The sequence below is a fragment of the Streptomyces sp. 2-1 genome (assembly GCF_048564895.1).
In the GTDB taxonomy this organism is placed as follows: Bacteria; Actinomycetota; Actinomycetes; order Streptomycetales; family Streptomycetaceae; genus Streptomyces; species Streptomyces phaeochromogenes.
This window is the reverse complement of the sequence record NZ_CP183383.1, coordinates 563,118-582,830: the sequence shown is the minus strand read 5'-3', so window position 1 is coordinate 582,830 and position 19,713 is coordinate 563,118. Positions and strand designations below refer to the sequence as shown.

Sequence of the window (19,713 nt, the reverse complement as noted above, 5' to 3'; positions counted from 1 at the left end):
TCAGGAGGGGAGCGTGGACAGGGGCACGGCGAACACTGTCCGCAGGTTCTCCCATTCGGTCAGGGACCAGACCTGTCCCGTGTTCTGCCAGTACGTCAGGGATTCCGGGTGCTCTGCCCAGCACTGGTAGGTGCCTCCGCAGGTGGCCACGCTGCGGGTCGTGGTCTGTCCCCAGAGGTGTCCGTGGACGCCGGACGAGGCCGAGGCATGTGCGACGTACCAGACGTTGTTGTGGGCGAGGACCCCCTGCATGTTCCCCACGCCGCTCCGGTAGCCCTGGACGGCCGGGACGAACGAGCCGGAGGCGCTGCTGCTGTTGAGCAGGTAGTTACTGCCGAAGTTGTAGCGCAGCATGCGGCCCTTGGTGCCGTTGTTGAGGTACTCGGTGGTGACCAGGCTGTTGGGCACGCTGCTGCGGTCGAGCGAGAGTGAACCGACGCAGGGCACGGCGGTGTTGACATTGCCCGTGCAGGCTCCCGCGTCGTACGAGTATGAGCCGATGGCGGGCATGACGTACTGGTAGCCCCAGGCGGAGTAGCCGCCGTCGACCTTGCCGATCGCAGAGCTGTTCACCGAGGCCTGCAGGATGTGCTCCATGCTGAAGACGTAGATCGCGTTCGTGTGGCCCTGCTGGCCGGAGACGAACAGCTTGTCCCCGTACCAGGCCATGCCTCCCGCGTGCGCCGCGACCCGCGCGAAGTTCTCGCCGCCGCTGGTGGGAGTCACCAGGAGCACCCAGCGGTACTTGGGCGCCGCGGGGTTGTTGTAGTCGATGAAGGCGACGCGGACGGTGTTGTAGCGGGCGTCGCCCGTTCCGGTGCCGACGTAGCTCCACCCGGCCAGGATCAGCCTGTTGGTACCCCAGGCGCCGTCGTCGTCGGCGTCGCCGGAGCTGGTGATCGACTGGGGGTGCCAGTCCGGGGTCGTCGCGTCGCCGGTGTCCCAGCAGAAGCTGGCGCTCGCGGTGGGAGCGGTCGGCAGGGTGCCCCGCTCGGCGGCGTTGCAGGAGCGCGCCGGGTGGTTGGCGCTCTCCAACACCTCGGTGACACCTACGTTGTTGAGCTTCGAGTCGAGGTTCGCGGTGGTCTCCGGGGTGACCGCGTTCCAGCGGAGCCCGTAGCCCGCCCGCTCACTCGCGCTGATCGTCTCCAGTGGGTCGGTGTAGGCGGTGGCGGCGGCTCCCGCACCGGTGATGGCGCCCGGTGACAGCGTGGCGGCGACCAGAGTGAGCAGGGCTACTAAAGCGAGTCGAATACTTCTTCGGGAATTCATGGTGGGGCCTTGCCCCATGGAGTTGAAACACATTCCCGGGGCTCCGCCAGTACATGGCAAAGGCAAGGAGAACGCCTCTCCTTGCCACTATCAACCTATAGCGCACTGGGGGCCTTGCGGCAAGACCCGGGTCGTGCAGCAGAATCTCCGGTCGAAGCCAGAACTGGCGGAAATCAGTGAGTCACGAACTGCGTATGCCTTTTTTGGCATATGGGTCTCACGGGGTCTTGTTGGATGAGGGGGATTTGATGGTTGACGTGATCGTGGTCGGCGGCGGACCGACGGGCTTGATGCTGGCCGGCGAGTTGCGGCTGCACGGCGTGCACGCGGTCGTGCTGGAGAAGGAGACGGAGCCGACGAAGGTTGTCCGCGCGCTCGGTCTGCACGCGCGCAGCGTCGAGGTGATGGACCAGCGCGGTCTGCTGGAGAGGTTCCTCGCGCTGGGGAAGCAGTACCCGGTCGGTGGCTTCTTCGCCGGTATCACCAAGCCGTCGCCGGACCGGCTGGACACCGCACATCCGTACGTTCTCGGCATCCCGCAGCCCGTCACCGACCGCCTGCTGACCGAGCACGCCACCGAACTAGGCGTCGACATCCGGCGCGACAGCGAACTGGTCGGGCTGAGCCAGGACGACCAGGGGGTCACCGCCGAGCTGGCGGACGGCACGCAGTTGCGCTCGCGGTACCTCGTCGGCTGTGACGGTGGCCGCAGCACGGTGCGCAAGCTGCTCGGCGTCGGCTTCCCCGGTGAGCCCGCCAGGGCCGAGACGCTGCTGGGCGAGATGGAGGTGACCGCCTCGCAGGAGACGGTGGCCGCCGTGGTGACCGAAGTCCGCAAGACCCAACTTCGGTTCGGCGTCGGGCCCTACGGAGGCGGGTCGTTGTACCGCGTCGTCGTGCCTGCCGAAGGGTTGACCGAGGACCGCTCGGTCCCGCCGACCCTCGAGGAGGTGAAGCAGCAGTTGCGGGCGTTCGCCGGCACCGACTTCGGAGTGCACTCACCGCGCTGGCTCTCCCGCTTCGGCGACGGCACCCGGCAGGCCGAGCGCTACCGGACCGGCCGGGTACTGCTGGCCGGCGACGCGGCGCACATCCACCCGCCGCTGGGCGGGCAGGGCCTCAACCTCGGCATCCAGGACGCGTTCAACCTCGGCTGGAAACTGGCCGCGGAGGTCAACGGCTGGGCGCCGGAGGGGCTGTTGGACAGCTACCACGCTGAACGGCACCCGGTCGCCGCCGACGTACTGGACAACACCCGCGCGCAGACCGTGCTGATGACCCCCGAGCCGGGCCCTCTCTCGGTGCGCCGGCTGTTGTCGGAACTGATGGACTTCGAGGAGGTGAACCGGTACCTGATCGAGAAGATCATCGCGATCGGCGTCCACTACGACTTCGGCGAGGGACATGAACTGCTCGGCCGACGGATGCGGGACGTGGCGCTGAAGCGGGGGCGCCTCTACGAGCTGCTGCACGGCGGTCGCGGCCTGCTCCTCGACCAGACGGGTCGGCTCTCGGTGTCGGGATGGGCGGACCGGGTCGACCACGTCGTCGACGTCAGTGAGGAACTGGACGTGCCCGCGATACTGCTCCGGCCGGACGGCCACGTGGCGTGGGCCGGCGACGATCAGCAGGAACTGCACAGCCAGTTGCCCAGGTGGTTCGGCGCTGCCGTCGGCTGAGCAGGTAGTTGTCGGGGCCATCACCGGTGGTGGCCCCAAGCCGGACGGTTGCTCTGCCCGGGAGTGGCAATCACCTTCCGGTTACCTGGAATTGGCCTTCAGCCATCCGTGAACCCATCGGCTACGGTCGAGGTCGAAGCACCAGCTCTGGAGTTGGATCGGCCGATGGACATGTCCTCCCGCGAGATACGCATTCCCCTCACCGAGGTTGTCGCAGTTCTGCAGGACCTGAACGAGTTCGTGGTCTCTCTCGACCGGCTCGGGTCCCGCCAGTCCTTCGGAACCGCCGACGAGCACACCATCGGCGAATTCGTCGCCGACTGGGATGTCGCCCGGCGCTTGGCCCATGCCCGCCGCATCATCAGCGTCGCCCTGGACGAGCAACTGAGCGAGGAGGAGAACGCCGAGATCGACGCCCTGTGCGACCAGGGTCGTTTCTACGGCGAGGATGGCACGGTAAGTACCCCTGCTGACCAGTCCGGCTGAGACGGCAAGCGCATCGGACCGGATCCGTGGACACGCGATCGAGTTCGAGTTCGACCGAGACCTGGCTCCACGGCGATCCCGGCGCCGAGACCGAGCGTCGCCCTGTTCCGATGTCAACTTCGCTGCGAGCATGAGGGGATGGCGGAGGCACCGATCGAAGTGGGGCTCGCGCTGGAGCGGCAAACGACGCAGCCGGCGGCGTGGTCGTGGACGGACGAGGAGACCGTGGCGGCCAACGCGGCCGGGCGGCTGGTGCCGGCGCAGCAGCCGCTGATGACCGGGGCACCGGCCCGGATCATGAGTGCGGTGGGGCGGATCGTCGAGATGCCGGATGCCGAGCCGGAGGTACGTGCGGGCGCGGAGCGGATCGAAGTACCTGACGGCGCCGGGCCACTGCCGCCTCCCGCGACGTACCGGCTGTACTGGCTGGCACCGGTGGAGGGCGACGAGGAGCCGAGCCCCGTGCTGCTTTCGGCGCAGCCGCTCGACGGGCAGCGCCTGGGGGAGCCGGCTGACGCCGTCGCCGTGGAAGTGGGACGTCTGCCCGCCGGGAGTCGACGGCGCCGTCGCACACTCCTGCTGGCCGGACTCGGAGCCGTCGCCGCGTCCGCTGCCGGCGTGACCCTGTCGCGGCTGTCCTCGCAGCGGGGTTCCGGCGCCGACCCGGGCCCCACCGCTGGGCTGCTCACCCCGGCTGCCTCAGGGGGCGGCCCTGTCGACGCGTCCCTCGCCCCGGTCCCTCTAAGGACCGGTGTCACCAACGGCATCCGCTATGTGTCGCTCCTGGTCCAGGCCGGAGAGATCACCGCGCTGGCCTTCAGCCCGGACGGGCGTACGTTGGCCGGCGGCATCCAGGACGGCACCATCCGGCTGTGGGACCCGAAGAACGGACATCCGACCGCCCTCCTGACCGACGCCCGGCGGATCACCCCGATCGAGGTCGCCTTCCACCCGGACGGCACCACCCTGGCCGATGCCCGGGACGCAGTGCACCTGTGGGATCTGGCTTCCGGACGCACGACAGCCGCCCTGACCCTGACCCGTAGCGACACGATCGACTGGGCATGGTGCGTCGCGTTCAGCCCGGACGGCGCCCTCCTGGCCGGCGGCCACAGCGTCGACCACGTACGCCTGTGGGACGTCGCGAGCGGTTCGAATGTCGGCATACTGCACGGCCACAGCGCGTTCGTGTTGTCGGTCGCGTTCAGCCCCGATGGGCGGCTGCTCGCCAGCGGCAGCGACGACAACTCCGTCCGGTTGTGGAACATCGCGCGCCGATCGAGTGCGGCCACCCTGACCGGCCACACCAGTACTGTCCACTCGGTGGCGTTCAGCCCCGACGGCACCACGCTGGCCAGCAGCAGCTACGACCGCACCATCCGACTGTGGGACGTCTCCTCCGCCCGCACCATCGCCGTTCTCAAAGGCCACACCAGCGCTGCGACGTCGGTGGCGTTCAGTCCCGACGGACGGATGCTGGCCAGCGGCGGCGCCAGTGCCAGCTCCGCGTTCGGCAACGACTACCCCGACGACCACACCGTCCGGCTCTGGGACGTCGCGAGGCGTACGAACGTCGCCACCCTCACCGGCCACACGGGCACGGTGCGATCCGTGGTGTTCAGCCCGGACGGCACCACGCTCGCCAGCGGGAGCCATGACGGCACCGTCCGGCTGTGGCAGATCAACTGATAGTGCCGGGCGGGGGAGTTGCCTCTCCAGGCCATGTTCTACGTGCCCCGCCGGACCCCGGACCCCGGACCCCGGACCCCGGACCCCGTACCCGGGACCCTCGGACGCCGCCGGAGCTACCGGGGCGTCAGCACAGCGAACTCGTTGCCGTCGGGATCGACCAGCTCCACCCAACTGCCTTCGCCCCGGCCGGTGTCGATTCGCTTGGCCCCGAGGGAGAGCAGACGGTCGACCTCTGCCTGCCGATCACCTTCGGCAGGCGGAGCGAGGTCGAAACGCAGCCGGTCCTTGCCCGTCTTCGGCGCCACTGGCGGACCACCCCACGTGATCTTCGGACCGCCGTGCGGCGAGCGGATCGCGGTCTCCTGATCCTGATCCCAGACCAGCGGCCATCCCAGCGCTTCGCTCCAGAAGTACCCGACCTCCTGCGAACCGTCGCAGGCCAGCGCCCCGATGAATCCGCAGTCGGCGAGGAAGCTGTTGCCCGGCCCGACGACGCAGAACTCGTTGCCTTCGGGGTCGGCGAGCACCACGTGGCCCTCCTCCGGGAGCTGGCCGATGTCGATGTGCCGTCCACCAAGTCCCAGGGCCCTGTCCACCGTCTCCTGTTGGTCCTCCAGAGACGTACTGGTCAGATCGAAGTGCATCCGGTTCTGGACGACCTTCGGCTCCTGGCTCGGAAGGAAACGGATGCGGAACCCGGTGTCATCACTGGGCAGGAGCGTGACGCCGTCGTCCGGATCGTCGACCATCTCCCAGCCCAGGACTCCGGACCAGAAGCGTGCGAGAACCAGTGGCTCGGTCGCCCCGAAGCAGACCGCGAACAGTTGAGAAGTCATTCCCCTGCACATCCCCGTTTCCACTGACTGACCGCCACCGACAGGGCGCCCTGTCGGTCCCCGCAGCGGAGCTTAGGCGCGAGTAGGCGTCACCCGCATCCGAGTATTCGAGGCGGTCGGCACCGAGCCTGGCAACCGTCGGTTTCCCACAGCGGTGACCTGACCGCGAAGCAGCGGACTCGGCGGGAGCAAGTGCGGTTCAAGGCCGCCGAGTTGTGCGCGCAAGGAGTGCGTCTCGGACGACTGCGAGCCGCGATTGGCTCGCGCATTGCTGCGTCGACGGGCCCGCCAAGCTACTGGGAACGATCCGTTCGTCACCTCCTTGACTGGTGACGCAAGGTCGGGCGACAATCGCTACCTGCGTGTTGACCAGGGCAGCGTGACACCTGACCGCAGTGAGGAGGAGACCACGTGGCCGAGGCATCAGGCATCGAGGTCATCGTCTTCGACATCCTCGGAACGATGGTCGACGAGCCGGGCGGACTCCGAGCGGCCATCCGCGACGCGGTGCCCGGGGCCGACGGCGAGTCCGTCGAGCGGCTGCTCACGGTGTGGCAAGGCCATGTCGAGCACGAGCAGCAACGCATTGCGGAGAAGGGCCGGGCGTACGCCAGCACCGAGGTCATCGACCGCGAGGCGGCCCAACTCGTAGCCGACCGCGCCGGGCTCACCGACCCGGTGGCCATCGCGTGACTGGCTACGGCGAGTCAGCGCCTGAAGCCCTGGGATGATTCCGTCGCTGGACTCGCGCGCCTCGCCCGGCGATTTCCGGTCCTGGGACTCTCCAACGCCAGCCGCGCGACCCTCCTCCGCCTCAACGCGTACGCCCAACTGGGCTGGCACCAGGCCTTGTCGGCCGAAGACGCCCATGCTTACAAGCCCGCGCCGGAGGTCTACCGGCTCGCGCTCGACGCGGCCGGTTGTCCACCGGAGCGGGTGCTGATGGTCGCCGCTCACGCCTGGGACCTTCGCGGAGCGCAGGCGGTGGGAATGCGAACCGCCTACGTGCGCCGACCGGTTGGGGATCCGCCGGCGAGCACCGACACGTTCAATTGGCGTTCGAGCAGCCTGGACGAGTTGGTCACCGAGCTGACGGCGTAAGCCTCCCCGGAGGTGCCCGCAGGGGTGCCTCGCTCTCCTTCCAGTGGCCGTTGACAAAGCGGAACACTGTTCCGTACGTTAAGCGGAACAACGCTCCGCTTCGGCTTGGTCGAAGCCGGATGCTTCTGCCCGCCTCGCCTGCCGTCGGCCCGAACGAGACCGGCAGCGGAGGCCATTGAAGGGAAACCCGCATCATGAGCGCATCGGCTCAGACGGCCGACACCGTCAGCTCGCCCACGCCCGTCCTCCCCGTCCTCTCGGTCAGCCCGGTGGTGCTGTCGGCCCCCGGTCGAGCGGTGGACCTTCAGGTACGGGTCTCCGCGCCGGTGACGGGGAGCGACCTGCCGGTCATCCTCCTCTCGCACGGGCAGGGCTACTCGAACCACCTCTCCTCGCTGAACGGCTACGCCCCACTCGCCAACTTCTGGGCGGCGCACGGCTTCGTCGTGATCCAGCCCACCCATCTGAGCTCCAGGACGCTGAACCTGGATCCGAGCACCCCCGGGGCACCCCTGTACTGGCGTTCACGGGCCGAGGACATGACACGGATCCTCGACCAGCTCGACGTGATCGAGGCAGCCGTCCCGCAACTCCTCGGGCGGCTGGACCACAGCAAGGTCGCCGTGGCGGGGCACTCGATGGGCGGGCACACCGCGAGCCTGCTGCTCGGCGCCCGGCTCACCGATCCGGACGACGGAACGGACGTGAACCTGGCCGAACCCCGGATCAAGGCGGGCGTCCTGCTCGCCGCGCCCGGCAGGGGCGGTGACGCCCTGACCGAGTACGTGGCCGAGAATCTCTCCTTCTTCCTGACCACGGACTTCTCCAAGATGACGACACCCACGCTCGTGGTCGCCGGCGACAAGGACACCTCCGCCCACCTGACGGTCGCGGGCGCGGACTGGCACGCCGACCCGTACGTCCTCTCCCCGGGCCCCAAGTCCCTGCTCACCCTCTTCGACGCGGAACACGGGCTCGGCGGGGTCTCCGGATACGACGTCGCCGAGACCACGGACGAGAACATCGAGCGGGTGTCCGCGGTCCAGCGGCTCACCTGGGCCTACCTCCGCAGTGAGCTCTACCCTGGCGATCCCGCTTGGCAGGAGGCGCGCGACGCGTTGACGGCCGACCCCAACCCGCTCGGGCGAGTCGAATCCAAGTAGGCCAAGCCGCAATACCGGCCGGCGGCTGCGCGTGGCAGCAACAGCCCTGGCGGGACTGAGTGTTACAGGTACCGGTACCTTCTCCGGACCAGCAGCTGAGCCGCACGTCTGACGGTGTGCAAGGTCCGGTCCGGGGCCGCTGAGCGGGTGGCACCGCTCACCGCCGCCTGATCGCGGTGGAGGACGTCAATGCTGTTGTCGTTGGGCTCCGCCGCCGGGCTCGGGTACCGGTTTCCCCGGAGGTGTGAAGGCGGCGAGCACCGTGGCCGTGATGTGGTCGGCTGCGCGGTCGGAGGTGAGGCGGCCGGCGCGGATCTCTTCTGCCGCGCTGTGCATGACCGTGTGCAGGACGTTGACCAGCCACGCGATCGGCAGGTCCGTGCGGAAGGCGCCCTCGGCGCGGCCACGGGAGACCAGCGCCTCGACCCGGGCGGCGGGCCCGGCGTGCAGCTCGCGGATGCGTCCCGCGGAAAGCTCCCGTTGTGCGGCGGCAAGGAGCGCCCGAGCCTCGTCCACCAGATGCCAGCCGGCCTCGATGTACTGCGTCAGGGCGAGCCGCGGGTCGCCAGTCAGGTCGACCGTGTTGAGTACCTCGTTGCCGCGGTCGATGGCGCGGCTCATCGCCGCGTCGACGACCTCCGCCCGGGAGGTGAAGTGCGCATACAGCGTCACTCGGCCCACCCCCGCGGCCCGCGCGATCTCGCTCAGGCTCGCCTCGGGATTCTGTCCGAGGCATTCGGCAGCGGCCTGCACGATCGCCTCGATGCTGCGCAGTGCGTCGGCACGCTTGGTGGCCGTGGAGTTCTTACTGCCCATGCGTCCCATAGTACCCCAGTAAGTCGTACAGGGCTGTTTGGTTTATACCCCCAGGGCGTATAACGTGAACATACCTGTACGACTTAACGGCGAGGGGTGAGCGTCATGAGCGACACGGAAACCACCACCACACGCGCACCGGATGCACCGCATCCGCTGCGCTGGACAGTCCTGGGGCTGCTGGGGCTGGCCCAGCTGATGCTGATCCTCGACATCACCGTGGTCGCGATCGCGCTGCCGGACATGGGCGTGGAGCTGGACCTGGGCCGCGCGGCGTTGACCTGGGTGGTCAGCGGATATGCCCTCACGTTCGGCAGCCTGATGCTGCTCGGCGGCCGGGCCGCGGACCTGTTCGGCCCGAAGCGGGTCGTCCTGGCCGGGCTCGCGGTGTTCACCGCGGCATCGCTGGCCGCCGGACTCGCCACCGGCGCCCCGCTGCTGCTCGCCTCCCGGGTCGCCCAGGGGGTCGGAGCCGCGATGCTCTCGCCCGCCGCTCTGTCAGTGGTGGTGCGGCTGTTCGACGGTGACGAGCGCAATCGCGCGCTGGGCATCTGGTCGGCGCTCGGCGGCGGGGGTGCTGCCCTCGGCGTGCTGCTGGGCGGGTTGATCACGGCAGGTCCGGGTTGGGCCTGGGTCTTCTTCGTCAACGTTCCCGTCGGCCTGGTCGTCCTCGTCGCGCTGGCCCGGATCCTGCCCGGCCTGCCTCGCGCGGGCACCGGTTCCCTCGACATACCCGGTGCCGCTCTGGTCGCCGCCGCGACCGGCGCCCTCATCTACGCCCTGATCCGCGCCGGTGACCACGGCTGGCTGGACATCGTCACCGTCGCCCTGGTCGCCGCCGCGGCAGTCGCCTACGGGGCCTTCGCCCTCTGGCAGCGTCGGGCGGCGACACCGCTGATGGATCTGCGTCTGCTGGGCCGGCGCCCGGTGGTCGCGGGGATCTTCGTGATCGCTGTCACCACGGCGCTGATGGTGGGGGCCTTCTTCCTCGGCTCCTTCTACCTCCAGGACCAGCAGGGCCACGGTGCCCTGAAGACCGGCGTGCTGTTCCTGCCGGTAGCGCTGCTGACCATGGCCGCCGCCGCAGCCGCCGGCCGCGTGATCGGCCGGCTGGGAGCCCGGCTGCTGGCTGTGTTCTCCCTGGCTGTGGCAGCCGCCGGGTTCCTCGTGCCAGTGCTCTGGTCCGGAACCACCGCGATGGTCACCGGCGTCAGCGTCGCCGCGGCCGGGTTGGGCGCTCTGTTCGTCGTCGCCTCCGCCACCGCGCTCGCCAGCGTCGCCCCGCACGAGGCCGGGGTGACGTCGGGCATCGTCAGCACCTTCCACGAGTTCGGCGCCTCGGCCGGCGCGGCGGCCGTCTCCAGTGCCGCCGCCACGAGCATCGCCGCCCACGTCGGCACCCGGACCGGCTCCGGTTTCGACGACGCGTTCCTCGTCGCCACGGGCATAGCCGCGGTCTCCGCAGCTATCGCCGTGTGGCTGATCCCCGCCAAGAGCGCGTAGGCCCCGGGCCGACGGGGGCGGGCTGCAGCCGGCACGTCCACAGCTGCGGAGCAGACGAAATCGAGGGCCGACTCCACGCACCCTCGGTCACAGCGCAGCGATCCCACCCGCGACGGAGAGACGTACTTACACGCCCTCGAAGTACTCACGGAGGCACTCGATGAACATTGGCAAGCGGCCGCTGCTGGCAGTCGGCATCACCACGGCGAGTGTCGGCGCGGCACTGGGCGCAGCCCTCCTGATCGGCGGCCCTCAGCAGGACAGTGGCGAGGGGCGGCCCGGCCGGCAGGCGGCGGTCGCCGAACGCGGCCGGACCGTGATGCCCTTCGATCTGGAGGAGACCACCCACCACTTCACCCCGACCAGGACCGGCGGCGTCCAGGACGTCGTCGCCGACCAGCCCGACGACGCCCAGCAGGTCAGTCTCATACGCACCCACCTCCAGCAGGAGGCCAAAGCGTTCGGCCGGGGAGACTTCGGCGACCCCGCCCAGATCCACGGCGACGACATGCCGGGCCTGACGGAACTTCAAGGCGGCTACAAGCACATCGAGGTGCGATACCGCGAGCGGCCCGACGGGGCCACTCTCACCTACACCACCGACGAGCCCGCCCTGGTCGATGCCCTGCACGACTGGTTCGAAGCCCAGCTCGGCGACCACGGCGACCACGCCGAAGCAGGACACTGACCAACGAGCCGAGCACCGGAGCGGACCCGTCACCGCGCACATCACACGATCGGAAGTGGACAGCTTGAACGACCTGTACGAGTTGAGCGCGGGGGTGCCCTCCGTCGAGGTCTTCCGCCGCCTGCGCACCGAGGCCGGTCTCTCGGACAAAGACCCAGAAGCGGTGGCGCTCGCTCTGCCCAACACCTGGCACGGGGTGGTTCTTCGCCACGAGGGGGAGCCCATCGGTATGGGCCGCATCATCGGGGACGGCGGTACCGCGTTCCAGATCGTCGACATCTGCGTCCACCCCGCACACCAGGGGCGCGGTCTCGGCAAGCGCATCATGGCGGCGCTCACCGCGGAACTGGAGCGCCGAGCGCCAGCCACCGCCTACGTCTCACTGATCGCCGACGGCCCGGCACGCCTCCTCTACGAGAGGTTCGGCTTCGCCGACACCGCCACGCACGACTCGATCGGCATGTACCGCGTGATGGACGGGGCCTCTTTGTCCAACGGATCACGGGCAGTGCCATAGGCGCAGTGACGCAGCGGTGACCGTGCCACGGAGGGCGCCGGCGCCGGAGGAGGGCAGGTTCGCTGCCACAGCCACAGCCACAGCCACAGCCACAGCCACGGCCACAGCCGCAGCCGCCGGCGCATCGTGCCGCTGTCGGCCGAGACTCCCCACCCTGTCCTGGGCAGGTGCGGGCACATGCCCGCATCAGACTATTCACGTTTCCTTGAATTCAGGATTCTCTGTACTATGACGCCGTGCTGACCGTTGCCTCCGACATCGACGTGCTGGCCCGCTTCGGCCGCGCGCTCGCCGATCCCATCCGCTGCCGGATCCTGCTCGCCCTGCGCCAGGCCCCCGCCTACCCGGCCGACCTCGCCGAACAACTCGGCATCTCCCGCACCCGGCTGTCCAACCACCTGGCCTGCCTGCGCGACTGCGGCCTGGTGGTCACCACGCCCGACGGCCGCCGCACCCGCTACGAACTCGCAGACGAACGCCTCGGCCACGCCCTCGACGACCTGCGTGCCGCGGTGGTCGCGGTGGCGGCCGACAAGACCTGCCCCGATGGGGACACGAAGGGCTGCTGCTGATGACCGCGATATCCCTGGGACCCACCCCGGCCCGTCGCGAAGCCCTGGCCCGCCGGATACGACTGCTGGTCGCCGCGACGATCACCTACAACGTCGTCGAGGCCATCGCGGCTCTGACGGCGGGCACGATGGCCTCGTCCACCGCACTGATCGGCTTCGGCCTGGACTCCGTCATCGAGGTCTCCTCCGCCGCAGCGGTCGCCTGGCAGTTCTCCGCCCGCGACCACTCCATCCGGGAAGCCCGGGAGCACCGGACGCTCCGGATCATCTCGGTCTCGTTCTTCGCGCTCGCCGCGTACGTGGCCATCGACGCCGTCCGCGCCCTGGCCGGCACCGGCGAGGCAGACCGTTCCCTGCCCGGCATCGTGATCGCCGCCCTCTCCCTGACTGTGATGCCCTTCCTGTCCGCTGCCCAGCGGCGCGCCGGACGGGAACTCGGCTCCGCCTCCGCGGTCGCCGACTCCAAACAGACCCTGCTGTGCACCTACCTCTCAGCCGTGCTGCTGGCCGGCCTGATTCTCAACGCCGCCCTCGGCTGGTCCTGGGCCGACCCCGTCGCCGGTCTCGCCATTGCCGCCATCGCCGTCAAGGAAGGCCGCGACGCCTGGCAGGGGAAAGGCTGCTGCGCACCGACAATCACCCCCGCGACCGCCCCGGCGAAGGACGCCGCGGACGCGGGCGGCTGCCGGTCCGGCTGCGCCTGCTGCTCATGAACATCTCGTTGCAGTCCGTCCTCACCACGCTCCCGGGCGCCGATACTGACCCAGGCGATCGACAGCGGGAGTAAGGGTGGACTGGACACTGGTGGCAGGGCTGATTGCCGGCCTGTTGATCGCGACCGTGACCGCCCCGGTCGGCGTGTCGGGCGCTGTGTTCCTCCTCCCCATCCAACTGAGCGTCTTCGGGGTGCCCAACCCGGCGGTCACCCCGACCAACCTGCTGTTCAACGTCGTGGCCGGACCCGGCGCCCTGTGGCGCTACCGCCACGACGGCGCGCTGCGCGGCGGCCTTGCCCGGCGTCTGGTGCTGGGCACGCTGCCGGGCGTCGTCCTCGGCGCGGCCATCCGCGTCTACGCCCTCCCCGGTCCGGACGTCTTCCGGCTCCTGATCGCCGCCCTGCTGCTCCCGCTCGGCCTGTGGCTGTCCCTGCGCGCCCTCACCCCGGCCCACCACCGGCCGCCGCACACGGGCGAGTTGCCCCCGCACACGCTGACCGGCCTCGCCCTGGTGGTCGGCGTGGTCGGGGGCATCTATGGCATCGGCGGGGGCTCCCTCCTGGGCCCGATCCTCGTCGGACGCGGCCTGCCCGTCGCACGCGTCGCCCCCGCCGCGCTCGCCGCCACGTTCGCCACCTCCCTCATCGGCGCCGTCGCCTACGCGGTGCTGTCCCTTGTCAGCTCCGGAGACGTCGCCCCCGACTGGTGGCTCGGACTCGCCTGCGGCACCGGCGGACTGATCGGCGGCTACCTCGGCGCACGCCTCCAACCCCACCTGCCCGAACGAGCCCTACGCCTCCTGCTCGGCACCCTCGCCACAGCCCTCGGTGCCCTGTACGCAGCCCAGACCCTGACGTGAACCGTGGCTGTTCAGCAACACACCAGTACCGGAGCATGTGCAGGCCCCGGACCTCGCCCCGCCTCAGTGCGCAGACACCGCCGGAGGAGCACTGGTGTGACGTACCCGCAGCTCCATCGGAATGACCCTGGGTTCGGTGTCGCCGTTGGCGGCCATCAGCGCTTCCAGTGTCTGCGCGGCCTGCCGCCCCAGCTCGTCCCGGGCCAACGAGGCCGTGGTGAGTCTGCGTGAACTGGGCAGGTCGTCGAGGGAGATGTCGTCGCAGCCGATGACGGACATGTCCTCGGGGACCCGCAGGCCCGACTCCTCCAGCGCGGTCACCGCACCGAGCGCCACGAGGTCGTTGTACGCGACAACAGCGGTGACACCGGAATCCCGCACGGCATCGGCCGCGGCGTAGCCATGCCGTGCCGTATGGCCACAGGGGATGACCGTGACGTCGACGCCGAACGCCGCCGCCGCGTCGAAGGCACGGATGCGTTCGGCATTGGCCCAGGACGCCTCGGGACCGCTCAGGTAGGCCACGCGGCGATGCCCGAGCTGGGTGAGATGGCCGCAGACCAGGGTCATCCCTCCGTAGAAGTCGACGGAGACCGAGGGGAGACTCAGCCCGGGGACGATCCGGTTGACCAGCACAACAGGGTGGCCACGCATGGACAGGTCGACGAGCTCGGCGCGGTTCATGCGTGGCGAGCACAGCAGCACTCCGTCACAGCAGCGCATCAGGTCCTCGGCGAGCTCGTGCTCACTCGTCGCGTCCTCGTCGGACTCCATCACCATCACCCGCCGCCCGTTCGAACGGGCCACGGCGGAGACGGACTTGAGGACATCGGGGAAGTACGGGTTGGACAGGTCGGGCACGAGGACACCGATGGCGCCGGCCTCGCCGCGGGCCAGACCCTGGGCGGCGGCGTTGGGACGGTAGCCGAGTTCGGCGACCGCGTCCTGCACCCGGCGTGCCAGTTCGGGGTCGACCCGGGCCGTCCCGTTGAGAACGCGGGAGACGGTCGAGGTGGAGACCCCTGCCGCCGTACCGACATCGGTGATCGTCACCCGCCGCTGACGTGCCCCCTTCTTCGCGACGGAGGCACTCGCCATGACGGACGCGCTCGCAGCGGCGGCAGTGCTCGCAGTGGCGGACGCGCTCGCCGTGCCGGGCGGTTCGGGCTTCTCGGGCATGCCGTCCCTCGGCGGATCCGGTTCTGCGGAGGATCTCGGATTTTCCGTCATGTCCGGTACTTTCGACGTTGCCAAGCCCAGCTCCCCGTGTCCCTCGGTCCGTGGCCACAGTAGTTCGTCGGTCAGCGTGCGGGCGATGTGGTCGTCGGCTCGGCCCGGATTCCGCGCAGGTGCCCGAGGTCCCGGCGGACCGCCGCGAGCGGGTCGTCGGCCGGGTAGTGGACGTGCAGGGAGAACGGACCGGTGTAACCGAGCCCCGTGAGACCGGGCAGGATCGTGGCCCAGGGGACGACACCGCCGTCGGCGAGCGGCTGCCACCTGCAGTTCCAGGACCCACGCGCCGCACCCGGTTCCCACACCGCGTTCTTCACACCCACGCAGCCGACACGGCCCAGGCCACCGAGAACATCTAGGGTGAGCCGCCAGTCCTCGCTTCCCTCCTTGGCCTGGTTCCCCGGGTCGGGATGGACGAGGACATCCTCGCGGCCGTCCAGAAGTCGCAACGCGTGCGCGGCCGAGGGATGCAGCGTGCCGTGGTGCAGCGCGAGCACGAGCCGGACGCCGTGCCGGGCGGCGAGATCGGCGAGGCCCGCGAGGTCGCCGCGGGCGCGGTCCAGACAGGTGGCGTAGTCGAGTCCGGCGTCGTAGCGGTAGAACCCCACGCGCATCAGCGGCACGCCGGCCTCGGCACAGTGCCCGATGATCCGCTCGGCCTCGCTGTCCGGCGAGGTCAGGTCCGTACTGACGAGGCCAGTCTCAAGTCCCTTGGCGCGCAAGGCGCGTGCAGTCTCAGCGATGCGCCAGGACGTGCTCGGTGTGACGGTCTGCCCGTCCCTGACCAGCAGGTCGGCGCCGTCCGCGCCGGCCTCGGCCAGCTGATCGGCAAGCTCCTCCGGCGGCAGATCACCGAACGGTTTCGTCAGGACGAGGACACGCACAACGAACTCCTCTCCGGTCGCTCGCGAACCCTCGCAGGCCGCGACCGACACCGTGAAAATCTGTGAAAGCGCTCCCTCAGCCTAACCGCCACTCGCGCCAGAGATCGATTGTTCGCACAACATCGCAGTTCAGAGGCCTAGTTGATGGTGTCCGATCGAGATTCTGCTGAACTTCCTCTGTGAAAACGCTTGCTAGGCCGAATGTTGCGCCCTAACGTCATCCGCGCTTCAGTCCCGAGAGCCGCTCGGGTCGCCATCTCGACGGAGCAGGAGCCGACCATGGGCACAGGACACAGAATCGGAGCAACCCGGATCGGCAGGCTGGCGCTCGCGCCCCTGCTGCTGGCACCACTGCTGGCGGGATGCGGTGGAAGCTCCGGAAGTTCAGGCACCACGCTCAAGATCTGGGACTACTCGGCGGAGCAGACGGACTTCCACAAGAAGGCCGCCGAGGAGTTCCACCGGCAGCACCCGGACATCACCGTGCAGTGGCAGTCGATCGCCCAGGACGAGTACAAGCGGACACTCCCGCTGGCCTTCCAGAGCGGCCAGGGCCCGGACATCTTCTACTGGAGCGAGAACGGTCCGCTGGCCATGTCCCAACTGCTCAACCAGAAGTGGATCCAGCCCCTCAACGGGGGCTCCGCGATGCCCGCGAGCTTCACCAAGCGCTGGCCCGAGGGCTCGTTCATGGACGGGGTCAACCAACTCGACGGGAAGACATACGCGTTCCCCTTCTCCGAGAGCACCTACTGGGGCCCCGGCTACATGTTCCTCAACAAGAAGGTCTTCGGCGACGCCGGACTCGACACCGCGAAACCACCGAAGACCTGGTCCGAGCTGAAGAGCACCTGCGCCCGGGTCAAGGCGAAGACGAAGGCGTACTGCATCGCGTCGCCCACCAAGGATGTCGACTTCCAGCGCATCTTCTACGCACTCGCAGCCGGCGAATTCACCTTCAACGACTTGTTCTTCGACTACAAGAAGGGCACGTTCTCGCTGGCCGAACCGCAGGCGCAGAAGGTGTTCGTGTTCATCCAGGAGCTCAAGAGCGAGGGCTACCTGGCACCCGGCACCAACGACAAGAACTTCTCCCGGCAGCAGTTCGCCACGGGACAGGCCGGCATCATCATGGACGGCACCTGGACCCCCTCGGTGTTCAAGTCCCTCGGCATGGACTCCTCGCAGTACTCCGTCGCCGCGCACCCCGTCCCCGACTCGGGTGCCAAGGGCGCCCTGTGGAGTCAGCCCGACGGCAACAAGTACTGGGTGAGCGCGAAGACGAAGCAGTCGAAGGCCGCGTGGACCTTCATGAACTGGCTGACCCAGCCCGACGGTTACTTCGCCAAGGAGTACCTCGAAGGCGGCTTCGGAACACTGGCGTTCGCGGACAACGCCCGCTACATCAAGGACCCCGCGATGCGACAGATCATGGGGATAGCCGGCAAGCCCGGCTACCGCGTCGATCTGCCGCTCCCGGTCACCAAGTGCCCGGACCTGGTGAAGTCCCAGGCCTACGTCAAGGCCATCGGTGAGCGTCCCACCTGGGAGTACGAGGCGATGTCCGGCGCCCTGAGCAGTGACAAGTCACTGAAGCCGGAGGCCGAACGGATCGTCGAGCAACGGCAGAAGACCCTCACGTCCGAGCTCAAGAAGGAAGCGGCCCAGGGGCTGAAGGTCTCCCTCGACTGCTTCACCTTCCCCGACTGGTCGTACACCTCCGACTACCGGCCGGCCAAGTAGCCGCCCACGCCCCGGAAGCCGGATGTCAGCCAGCCGCAAAGGACCTCACATGGCTCTCGCCCCCACCAGCCCACACCCACCCGACACCACCCCGACCCCGACCACCCGACCCCGCGGGGAAGCGCGCCGGCCCAAGGCCTCCTCGGAGCCACCGGAAGGAAACCGTGAGCGCGCCAAGGGGCGAGACCGCCTGTGGGTGGCCGCCTTCCTGGTCCCCTTCCTCGTCCTCTACATGGGGTTCACCCTCTGGCCGCTGGTCGCGACGGTCTACTACTCGTTCTTCGACTGGTCCGGCAGCGGACCGCTCGACAACTTCGTCGGCGGCGACAACTACAGCCGCATCCTCGGCGATCCGCTCTTCTGGCAGGCCGTCGTCAACACCCTGTTGTTCGCCGTCGGTACGACCCTGATCAAGCTGCCGCTGTCCCTCCTCGCCGCACTGGTGATGACCAGGAAGTGGCTGCGGGCGAAGAGGGCGCTGCGCACGGTCTTCTTCGCACCGCTGATCATCCCGGTGGCGATGGCAGGACTGGTCTTCACCTACCTGCTCAACCCGTCCAACGGAGCCCTCAACTCCGCGTTGCACGGGCTCGGCCTGACCGACGGCACGACCGATGTCTTCGCCAACCGCTGGAGCGCGCTGCTGGCCCTGGTCCTGATCTCCGTCTGGCAGGTCTTCGGCCAGTACATGATCTATTGGATGGCCGCGCTGCAGAACGTCCCCGACGAACTGTACGAAGCCGCCGAACTCGACGGCGCCAGTGAATGGCAGAAGCTCACACGGATCACGCTGCCGCTGATCCGTCCCGTGGCCGTGGTCATCGTGATGCTCGCGCTGGTCAACGCGATGCACGTGTTCGGGCTCGTCGTCACGCTCACCGGCGGAGGCCCCGGCACGAGTACCTACGTGGTCTCGTACTTCATCTACAAGCAGGCCTTCGGCTCGATGCCCTTCGCGTACGGATACGCGTCGGCGGCAGCCCTGCTGTTCTCCGTCATGGCGTTCCTCCTCGTCACCAGTCAGGGCCTCTTCGTGCGCCGCGCACAGAAGATGCGGAAGGAGTACGGAGTCTGATGTCCCGTCCCGAACTCCGCACACCGCGAACGCCACGCCTCTCGCGTCTGTCACGGCCCGCGCGTGCCAACCTCATCGCCCTGCCCCTGCTGATCGTGGTGGGCCTCGTCTGGATCTATCCGTTCCTCTGGATCGTCGCGGGAGCGTTCAAGACACAGACGGGACTGTTCACCGGCGGCGCCAGCCTCATGCCCGATCAGTGGAACTTCGACAACTTCCGCCGGGCCTGGGTGGACGCCGGGTTCTCCAGGTACTTCTTCAACACGATTCTGTACGCGGTCGTATCCACCGTCATCGAACTGTTCAAGTCGGCCCTGTGCGGATACATCCTGGCCCGCTACGAATTCCCGGGACGAAAGTTCCTGCACCGCATGATCATCGCCACCCTGTTCGTACCGGTGGCCTCCATCATCATTCCGCAGTTCGTCCTGGTGGAACGGCTCGGCCTGCTGAACACGCAGGCCGGGGTCATCCTGGCCATGTCCGGAGCGGCCGGCGCCCTCTACGTCCTGCTCTTCATCGGCTTCTTCTCCGGCGTACCGAGCGATCTCTTCGACGCGGCAAAGCTCGACGGCGCCGGATTCCTCCGCACATTCCGGCTGGTCCTCCCGCTCGCCAAGCCCGTCATCGCGGTGGTCGTCATCTTCCAGTTCATCACCAACTGGAACGAGTTCAACATTCCGTTGGTGTTCACACTCGGCCAGCCCGATCTGCAGAACCTCGCAGTCGGAATGCTGTCGTTCAAGGGTGAGCACTCCGTGGACTGGACCGGATTCGCCGCCGGAATGACGCTCTCCGTCATTCCCATGCTGATCGTCTTCGTCTTCTTCCAGAGTTACTTCGTGCGCGGCCTCGCCGGCGCCACCAAGGAGTGAACC

The 19,713-nt window shown here is 68.7% G+C and carries 18 protein-coding genes and 1 pseudogene; 14 read left to right on the top strand and 5 right to left on the bottom strand.

Annotated elements, in window-relative coordinates; translation table 11 throughout:
• Nucleotides 1-1,272, bottom strand: a complete 1,272-nt coding sequence (locus ACN20J_RS02835) for a hypothetical protein (RefSeq protein WP_419665105.1) — start codon at nucleotides 1,270-1,272, stop codon at nucleotides 1-3.
• A 248-nt stretch (nucleotides 1,273-1,520) separates the two neighbouring features.
• Between ACN20J_RS02835 and rox the strand changes: the two genes are divergently transcribed.
• The 3 genes from rox to ACN20J_RS02820 all read left to right on the top strand — a co-directional run bounded on the left by rox (nucleotide 1,521) and on the right by ACN20J_RS02820 (nucleotide 5,126).
• Nucleotides 1,521-2,951 (top strand): rifampin monooxygenase, encoded by a 1,431-nt coding sequence (gene rox / locus ACN20J_RS02830; RefSeq protein WP_419665104.1) that lies wholly within the window; start codon nucleotides 1,521-1,523, stop codon nucleotides 2,949-2,951.
• A gap of 165 nt (nucleotides 2,952-3,116) precedes the next feature.
• Entirely contained in the window at nucleotides 3,117-3,437 is a 321-nt protein-coding gene (locus tag ACN20J_RS02825) for a hypothetical protein (RefSeq protein ID WP_189844281.1), read from the top strand.
• A gap of 138 nt (nucleotides 3,438-3,575) precedes the next feature.
• Complete coding sequence (locus tag ACN20J_RS02820; protein ID WP_419665103.1) at nucleotides 3,576-5,126, top strand: WD40 repeat domain-containing protein; 1,551 nt, start codon at nucleotides 3,576-3,578, stop codon at nucleotides 5,124-5,126.
• A gap of 116 nt (nucleotides 5,127-5,242) precedes the next feature.
• Here the strand turns inward: ACN20J_RS02820 and ACN20J_RS02815 are convergent, their stop codons facing one another.
• Nucleotides 5,243-5,965 carry a VOC family protein gene (locus ACN20J_RS02815; protein WP_419665102.1) on the bottom strand — a complete coding sequence of 241 codons (723 nt, stop codon included), beginning with the start codon at nucleotides 5,963-5,965 and terminating at the stop codon, nucleotides 5,243-5,245.
• 411 nt (nucleotides 5,966-6,376) lie between these two features.
• Here ACN20J_RS02815 and ACN20J_RS02810 point away from each other — a divergent pair.
• Both ACN20J_RS02810 and ACN20J_RS02805 read left to right on the top strand, forming a co-directional pair.
• Nucleotides 6,377-7,066 (top strand): annotated as a pseudogene (locus ACN20J_RS02810) (haloacid dehalogenase type II).
• Between the two features lie 194 nt (nucleotides 7,067-7,260).
• Nucleotides 7,261-8,229 carry an alpha/beta hydrolase family protein gene (locus tag ACN20J_RS02805; RefSeq protein WP_419665101.1) on the top strand — a complete coding sequence of 323 codons (969 nt, stop codon included), beginning with the start codon at nucleotides 7,261-7,263 and terminating at the stop codon, nucleotides 8,227-8,229.
• A gap of 186 nt (nucleotides 8,230-8,415) precedes the next feature.
• Here the strand turns inward: ACN20J_RS02805 and ACN20J_RS02800 are convergent, their stop codons facing one another.
• Nucleotides 8,416-9,045: a TetR/AcrR family transcriptional regulator gene (locus ACN20J_RS02800; protein WP_419665100.1), complete on the bottom strand. Its 630-nt coding sequence runs from the start codon at nucleotides 9,043-9,045 to the stop codon at nucleotides 8,416-8,418.
• Between the two features lie 105 nt (nucleotides 9,046-9,150).
• Between ACN20J_RS02800 and ACN20J_RS02795 the strand changes: the two genes are divergently transcribed.
• The 6 genes from ACN20J_RS02795 to ACN20J_RS02770 all read left to right on the top strand — a co-directional run bounded on the left by ACN20J_RS02795 (nucleotide 9,151) and on the right by ACN20J_RS02770 (nucleotide 13,900).
• Nucleotides 9,151-10,548, top strand: a complete 1,398-nt coding sequence (locus ACN20J_RS02795; protein WP_419665099.1) for an MFS transporter — start codon at nucleotides 9,151-9,153, stop codon at nucleotides 10,546-10,548.
• 160 nt (nucleotides 10,549-10,708) lie between these two features.
• Nucleotides 10,709-11,236, top strand: a complete 528-nt coding sequence (locus ACN20J_RS02790) for an aspartate carbamoyltransferase (RefSeq protein WP_419665098.1) — start codon at nucleotides 10,709-10,711, stop codon at nucleotides 11,234-11,236.
• 55 nt (nucleotides 11,237-11,291) lie between these two features.
• On the top strand, nucleotides 11,292-11,753 hold the full coding sequence (locus ACN20J_RS02785) for a GNAT family N-acetyltransferase (RefSeq protein ID WP_419665097.1): 462 nt from the start codon (nucleotides 11,292-11,294) through the stop codon (nucleotides 11,751-11,753).
• Between the two features lie 236 nt (nucleotides 11,754-11,989).
• On the top strand, nucleotides 11,990-12,325 hold the full coding sequence (locus tag ACN20J_RS02780) for an ArsR/SmtB family transcription factor (protein WP_189844290.1): 336 nt from the start codon (nucleotides 11,990-11,992) through the stop codon (nucleotides 12,323-12,325).
• Nucleotides 12,325-13,038: a cation transporter gene (locus tag ACN20J_RS02775; RefSeq protein ID WP_419665096.1), complete on the top strand. Its 714-nt coding sequence runs from the start codon at nucleotides 12,325-12,327 to the stop codon at nucleotides 13,036-13,038. The genes ACN20J_RS02780 and ACN20J_RS02775 overlap by 1 nt, the downstream gene beginning before the upstream one ends.
• Before the next feature lie 76 nt (nucleotides 13,039-13,114).
• Entirely contained in the window at nucleotides 13,115-13,900 is a 786-nt protein-coding gene (locus tag ACN20J_RS02770; RefSeq protein ID WP_419665095.1) for a sulfite exporter TauE/SafE family protein, read from the top strand.
• Between the two features lie 63 nt (nucleotides 13,901-13,963).
• Here ACN20J_RS02770 and ACN20J_RS02765 read toward each other — a convergent pair whose 3' ends face one another.
• Together ACN20J_RS02765 and ACN20J_RS02760 are read right to left on the bottom strand one after the other, a co-directional pair.
• On the bottom strand, nucleotides 13,964-15,130 hold the full coding sequence (locus ACN20J_RS02765; protein ID WP_419665094.1) for a LacI family DNA-binding transcriptional regulator: 1,167 nt from the start codon (nucleotides 15,128-15,130) through the stop codon (nucleotides 13,964-13,966).
• A gap of 71 nt (nucleotides 15,131-15,201) precedes the next feature.
• A complete protein-coding gene (locus ACN20J_RS02760) occupies nucleotides 15,202-16,017 on the bottom strand; it encodes a sugar phosphate isomerase/epimerase family protein (RefSeq protein WP_419665093.1) in 816 nt (271 codons plus the stop codon).
• A gap of 279 nt (nucleotides 16,018-16,296) precedes the next feature.
• Here ACN20J_RS02760 and ACN20J_RS02755 point away from each other — a divergent pair, with 279 nt between their 5' ends.
• From ACN20J_RS02755 to ACN20J_RS02745, 3 genes are read left to right on the top strand one after another with little or no spacing between them, the layout of a single operon-like run.
• Entirely contained in the window at nucleotides 16,297-17,760 is a 1,464-nt protein-coding gene (locus ACN20J_RS02755; protein WP_419665092.1) for an ABC transporter substrate-binding protein, read from the top strand.
• 49 nt (nucleotides 17,761-17,809) lie between these two features.
• Complete coding sequence (locus ACN20J_RS02750) at nucleotides 17,810-18,835, top strand: carbohydrate ABC transporter permease (protein ID WP_361917700.1); 1,026 nt, start codon at nucleotides 17,810-17,812, stop codon at nucleotides 18,833-18,835.
• Nucleotides 18,835-19,710, top strand: coding sequence for a carbohydrate ABC transporter permease (locus tag ACN20J_RS02745; protein ID WP_364185529.1), 876 nt, complete (start codon nucleotides 18,835-18,837; stop codon nucleotides 19,708-19,710). Before ACN20J_RS02750 ends, ACN20J_RS02745 begins: the two co-directional genes overlap by 1 nt.
• Nucleotides 19,711-19,713: the final 3 nt, after the last annotated feature.

Bases quoted from the DNA above. Each gene is read 5' to 3' on its own strand.
- ACN20J_RS02820 (WP_419665103.1), top strand. From the start codon at position 3,576: ATGGCGGAGGCACCGATCGAAGTGGGGCTCGCGCTGGAGCGGCAAACG.
- ACN20J_RS02755 (WP_419665092.1), top strand. From the start codon at position 16,297: ATGGGCACAGGACACAGAATCGGAGCAACCCGGATCGGCAGGCTGGCG.
- ACN20J_RS02790 (WP_419665098.1), top strand. From the start codon at position 10,709: ATGAACATTGGCAAGCGGCCGCTGCTGGCAGTCGGCATCACCACGGCG.
- ACN20J_RS02775 (WP_419665096.1), top strand. From the start codon at position 12,325: ATGACCGCGATATCCCTGGGACCCACCCCGGCCCGTCGCGAAGCCCTG.
- ACN20J_RS02815 (WP_419665102.1), bottom strand. From the start codon at position 5,965: ATGACTTCTCAACTGTTCGCGGTCTGCTTCGGGGCGACCGAGCCACTG.
- ACN20J_RS02800 (WP_419665100.1), bottom strand. From the start codon at position 9,045: ATGGGCAGTAAGAACTCCACGGCCACCAAGCGTGCCGACGCACTGCGC.
- ACN20J_RS02765 (WP_419665094.1), bottom strand. From the start codon at position 15,130: ATGACGGAAAATCCGAGATCCTCCGCAGAACCGGATCCGCCGAGGGAC.
- rox (WP_419665104.1), top strand. From the start codon at position 1,521: ATGGTTGACGTGATCGTGGTCGGCGGCGGACCGACGGGCTTGATGCTG.
- ACN20J_RS02750 (WP_361917700.1), top strand. From the start codon at position 17,810: ATGGCTCTCGCCCCCACCAGCCCACACCCACCCGACACCACCCCGACC.
- ACN20J_RS02745 (WP_364185529.1), top strand. From the start codon at position 18,835: ATGTCCCGTCCCGAACTCCGCACACCGCGAACGCCACGCCTCTCGCGT.
- ACN20J_RS02805 (WP_419665101.1), top strand. From the start codon at position 7,261: ATGAGCGCATCGGCTCAGACGGCCGACACCGTCAGCTCGCCCACGCCC.
- ACN20J_RS02825 (WP_189844281.1), top strand. From the start codon at position 3,117: ATGGACATGTCCTCCCGCGAGATACGCATTCCCCTCACCGAGGTTGTC.
- ACN20J_RS02835 (WP_419665105.1), bottom strand. From the start codon at position 1,272: ATGAATTCCCGAAGAAGTATTCGACTCGCTTTAGTAGCCCTGCTCACT.
- ACN20J_RS02795 (WP_419665099.1), top strand. From the start codon at position 9,151: ATGAGCGACACGGAAACCACCACCACACGCGCACCGGATGCACCGCAT.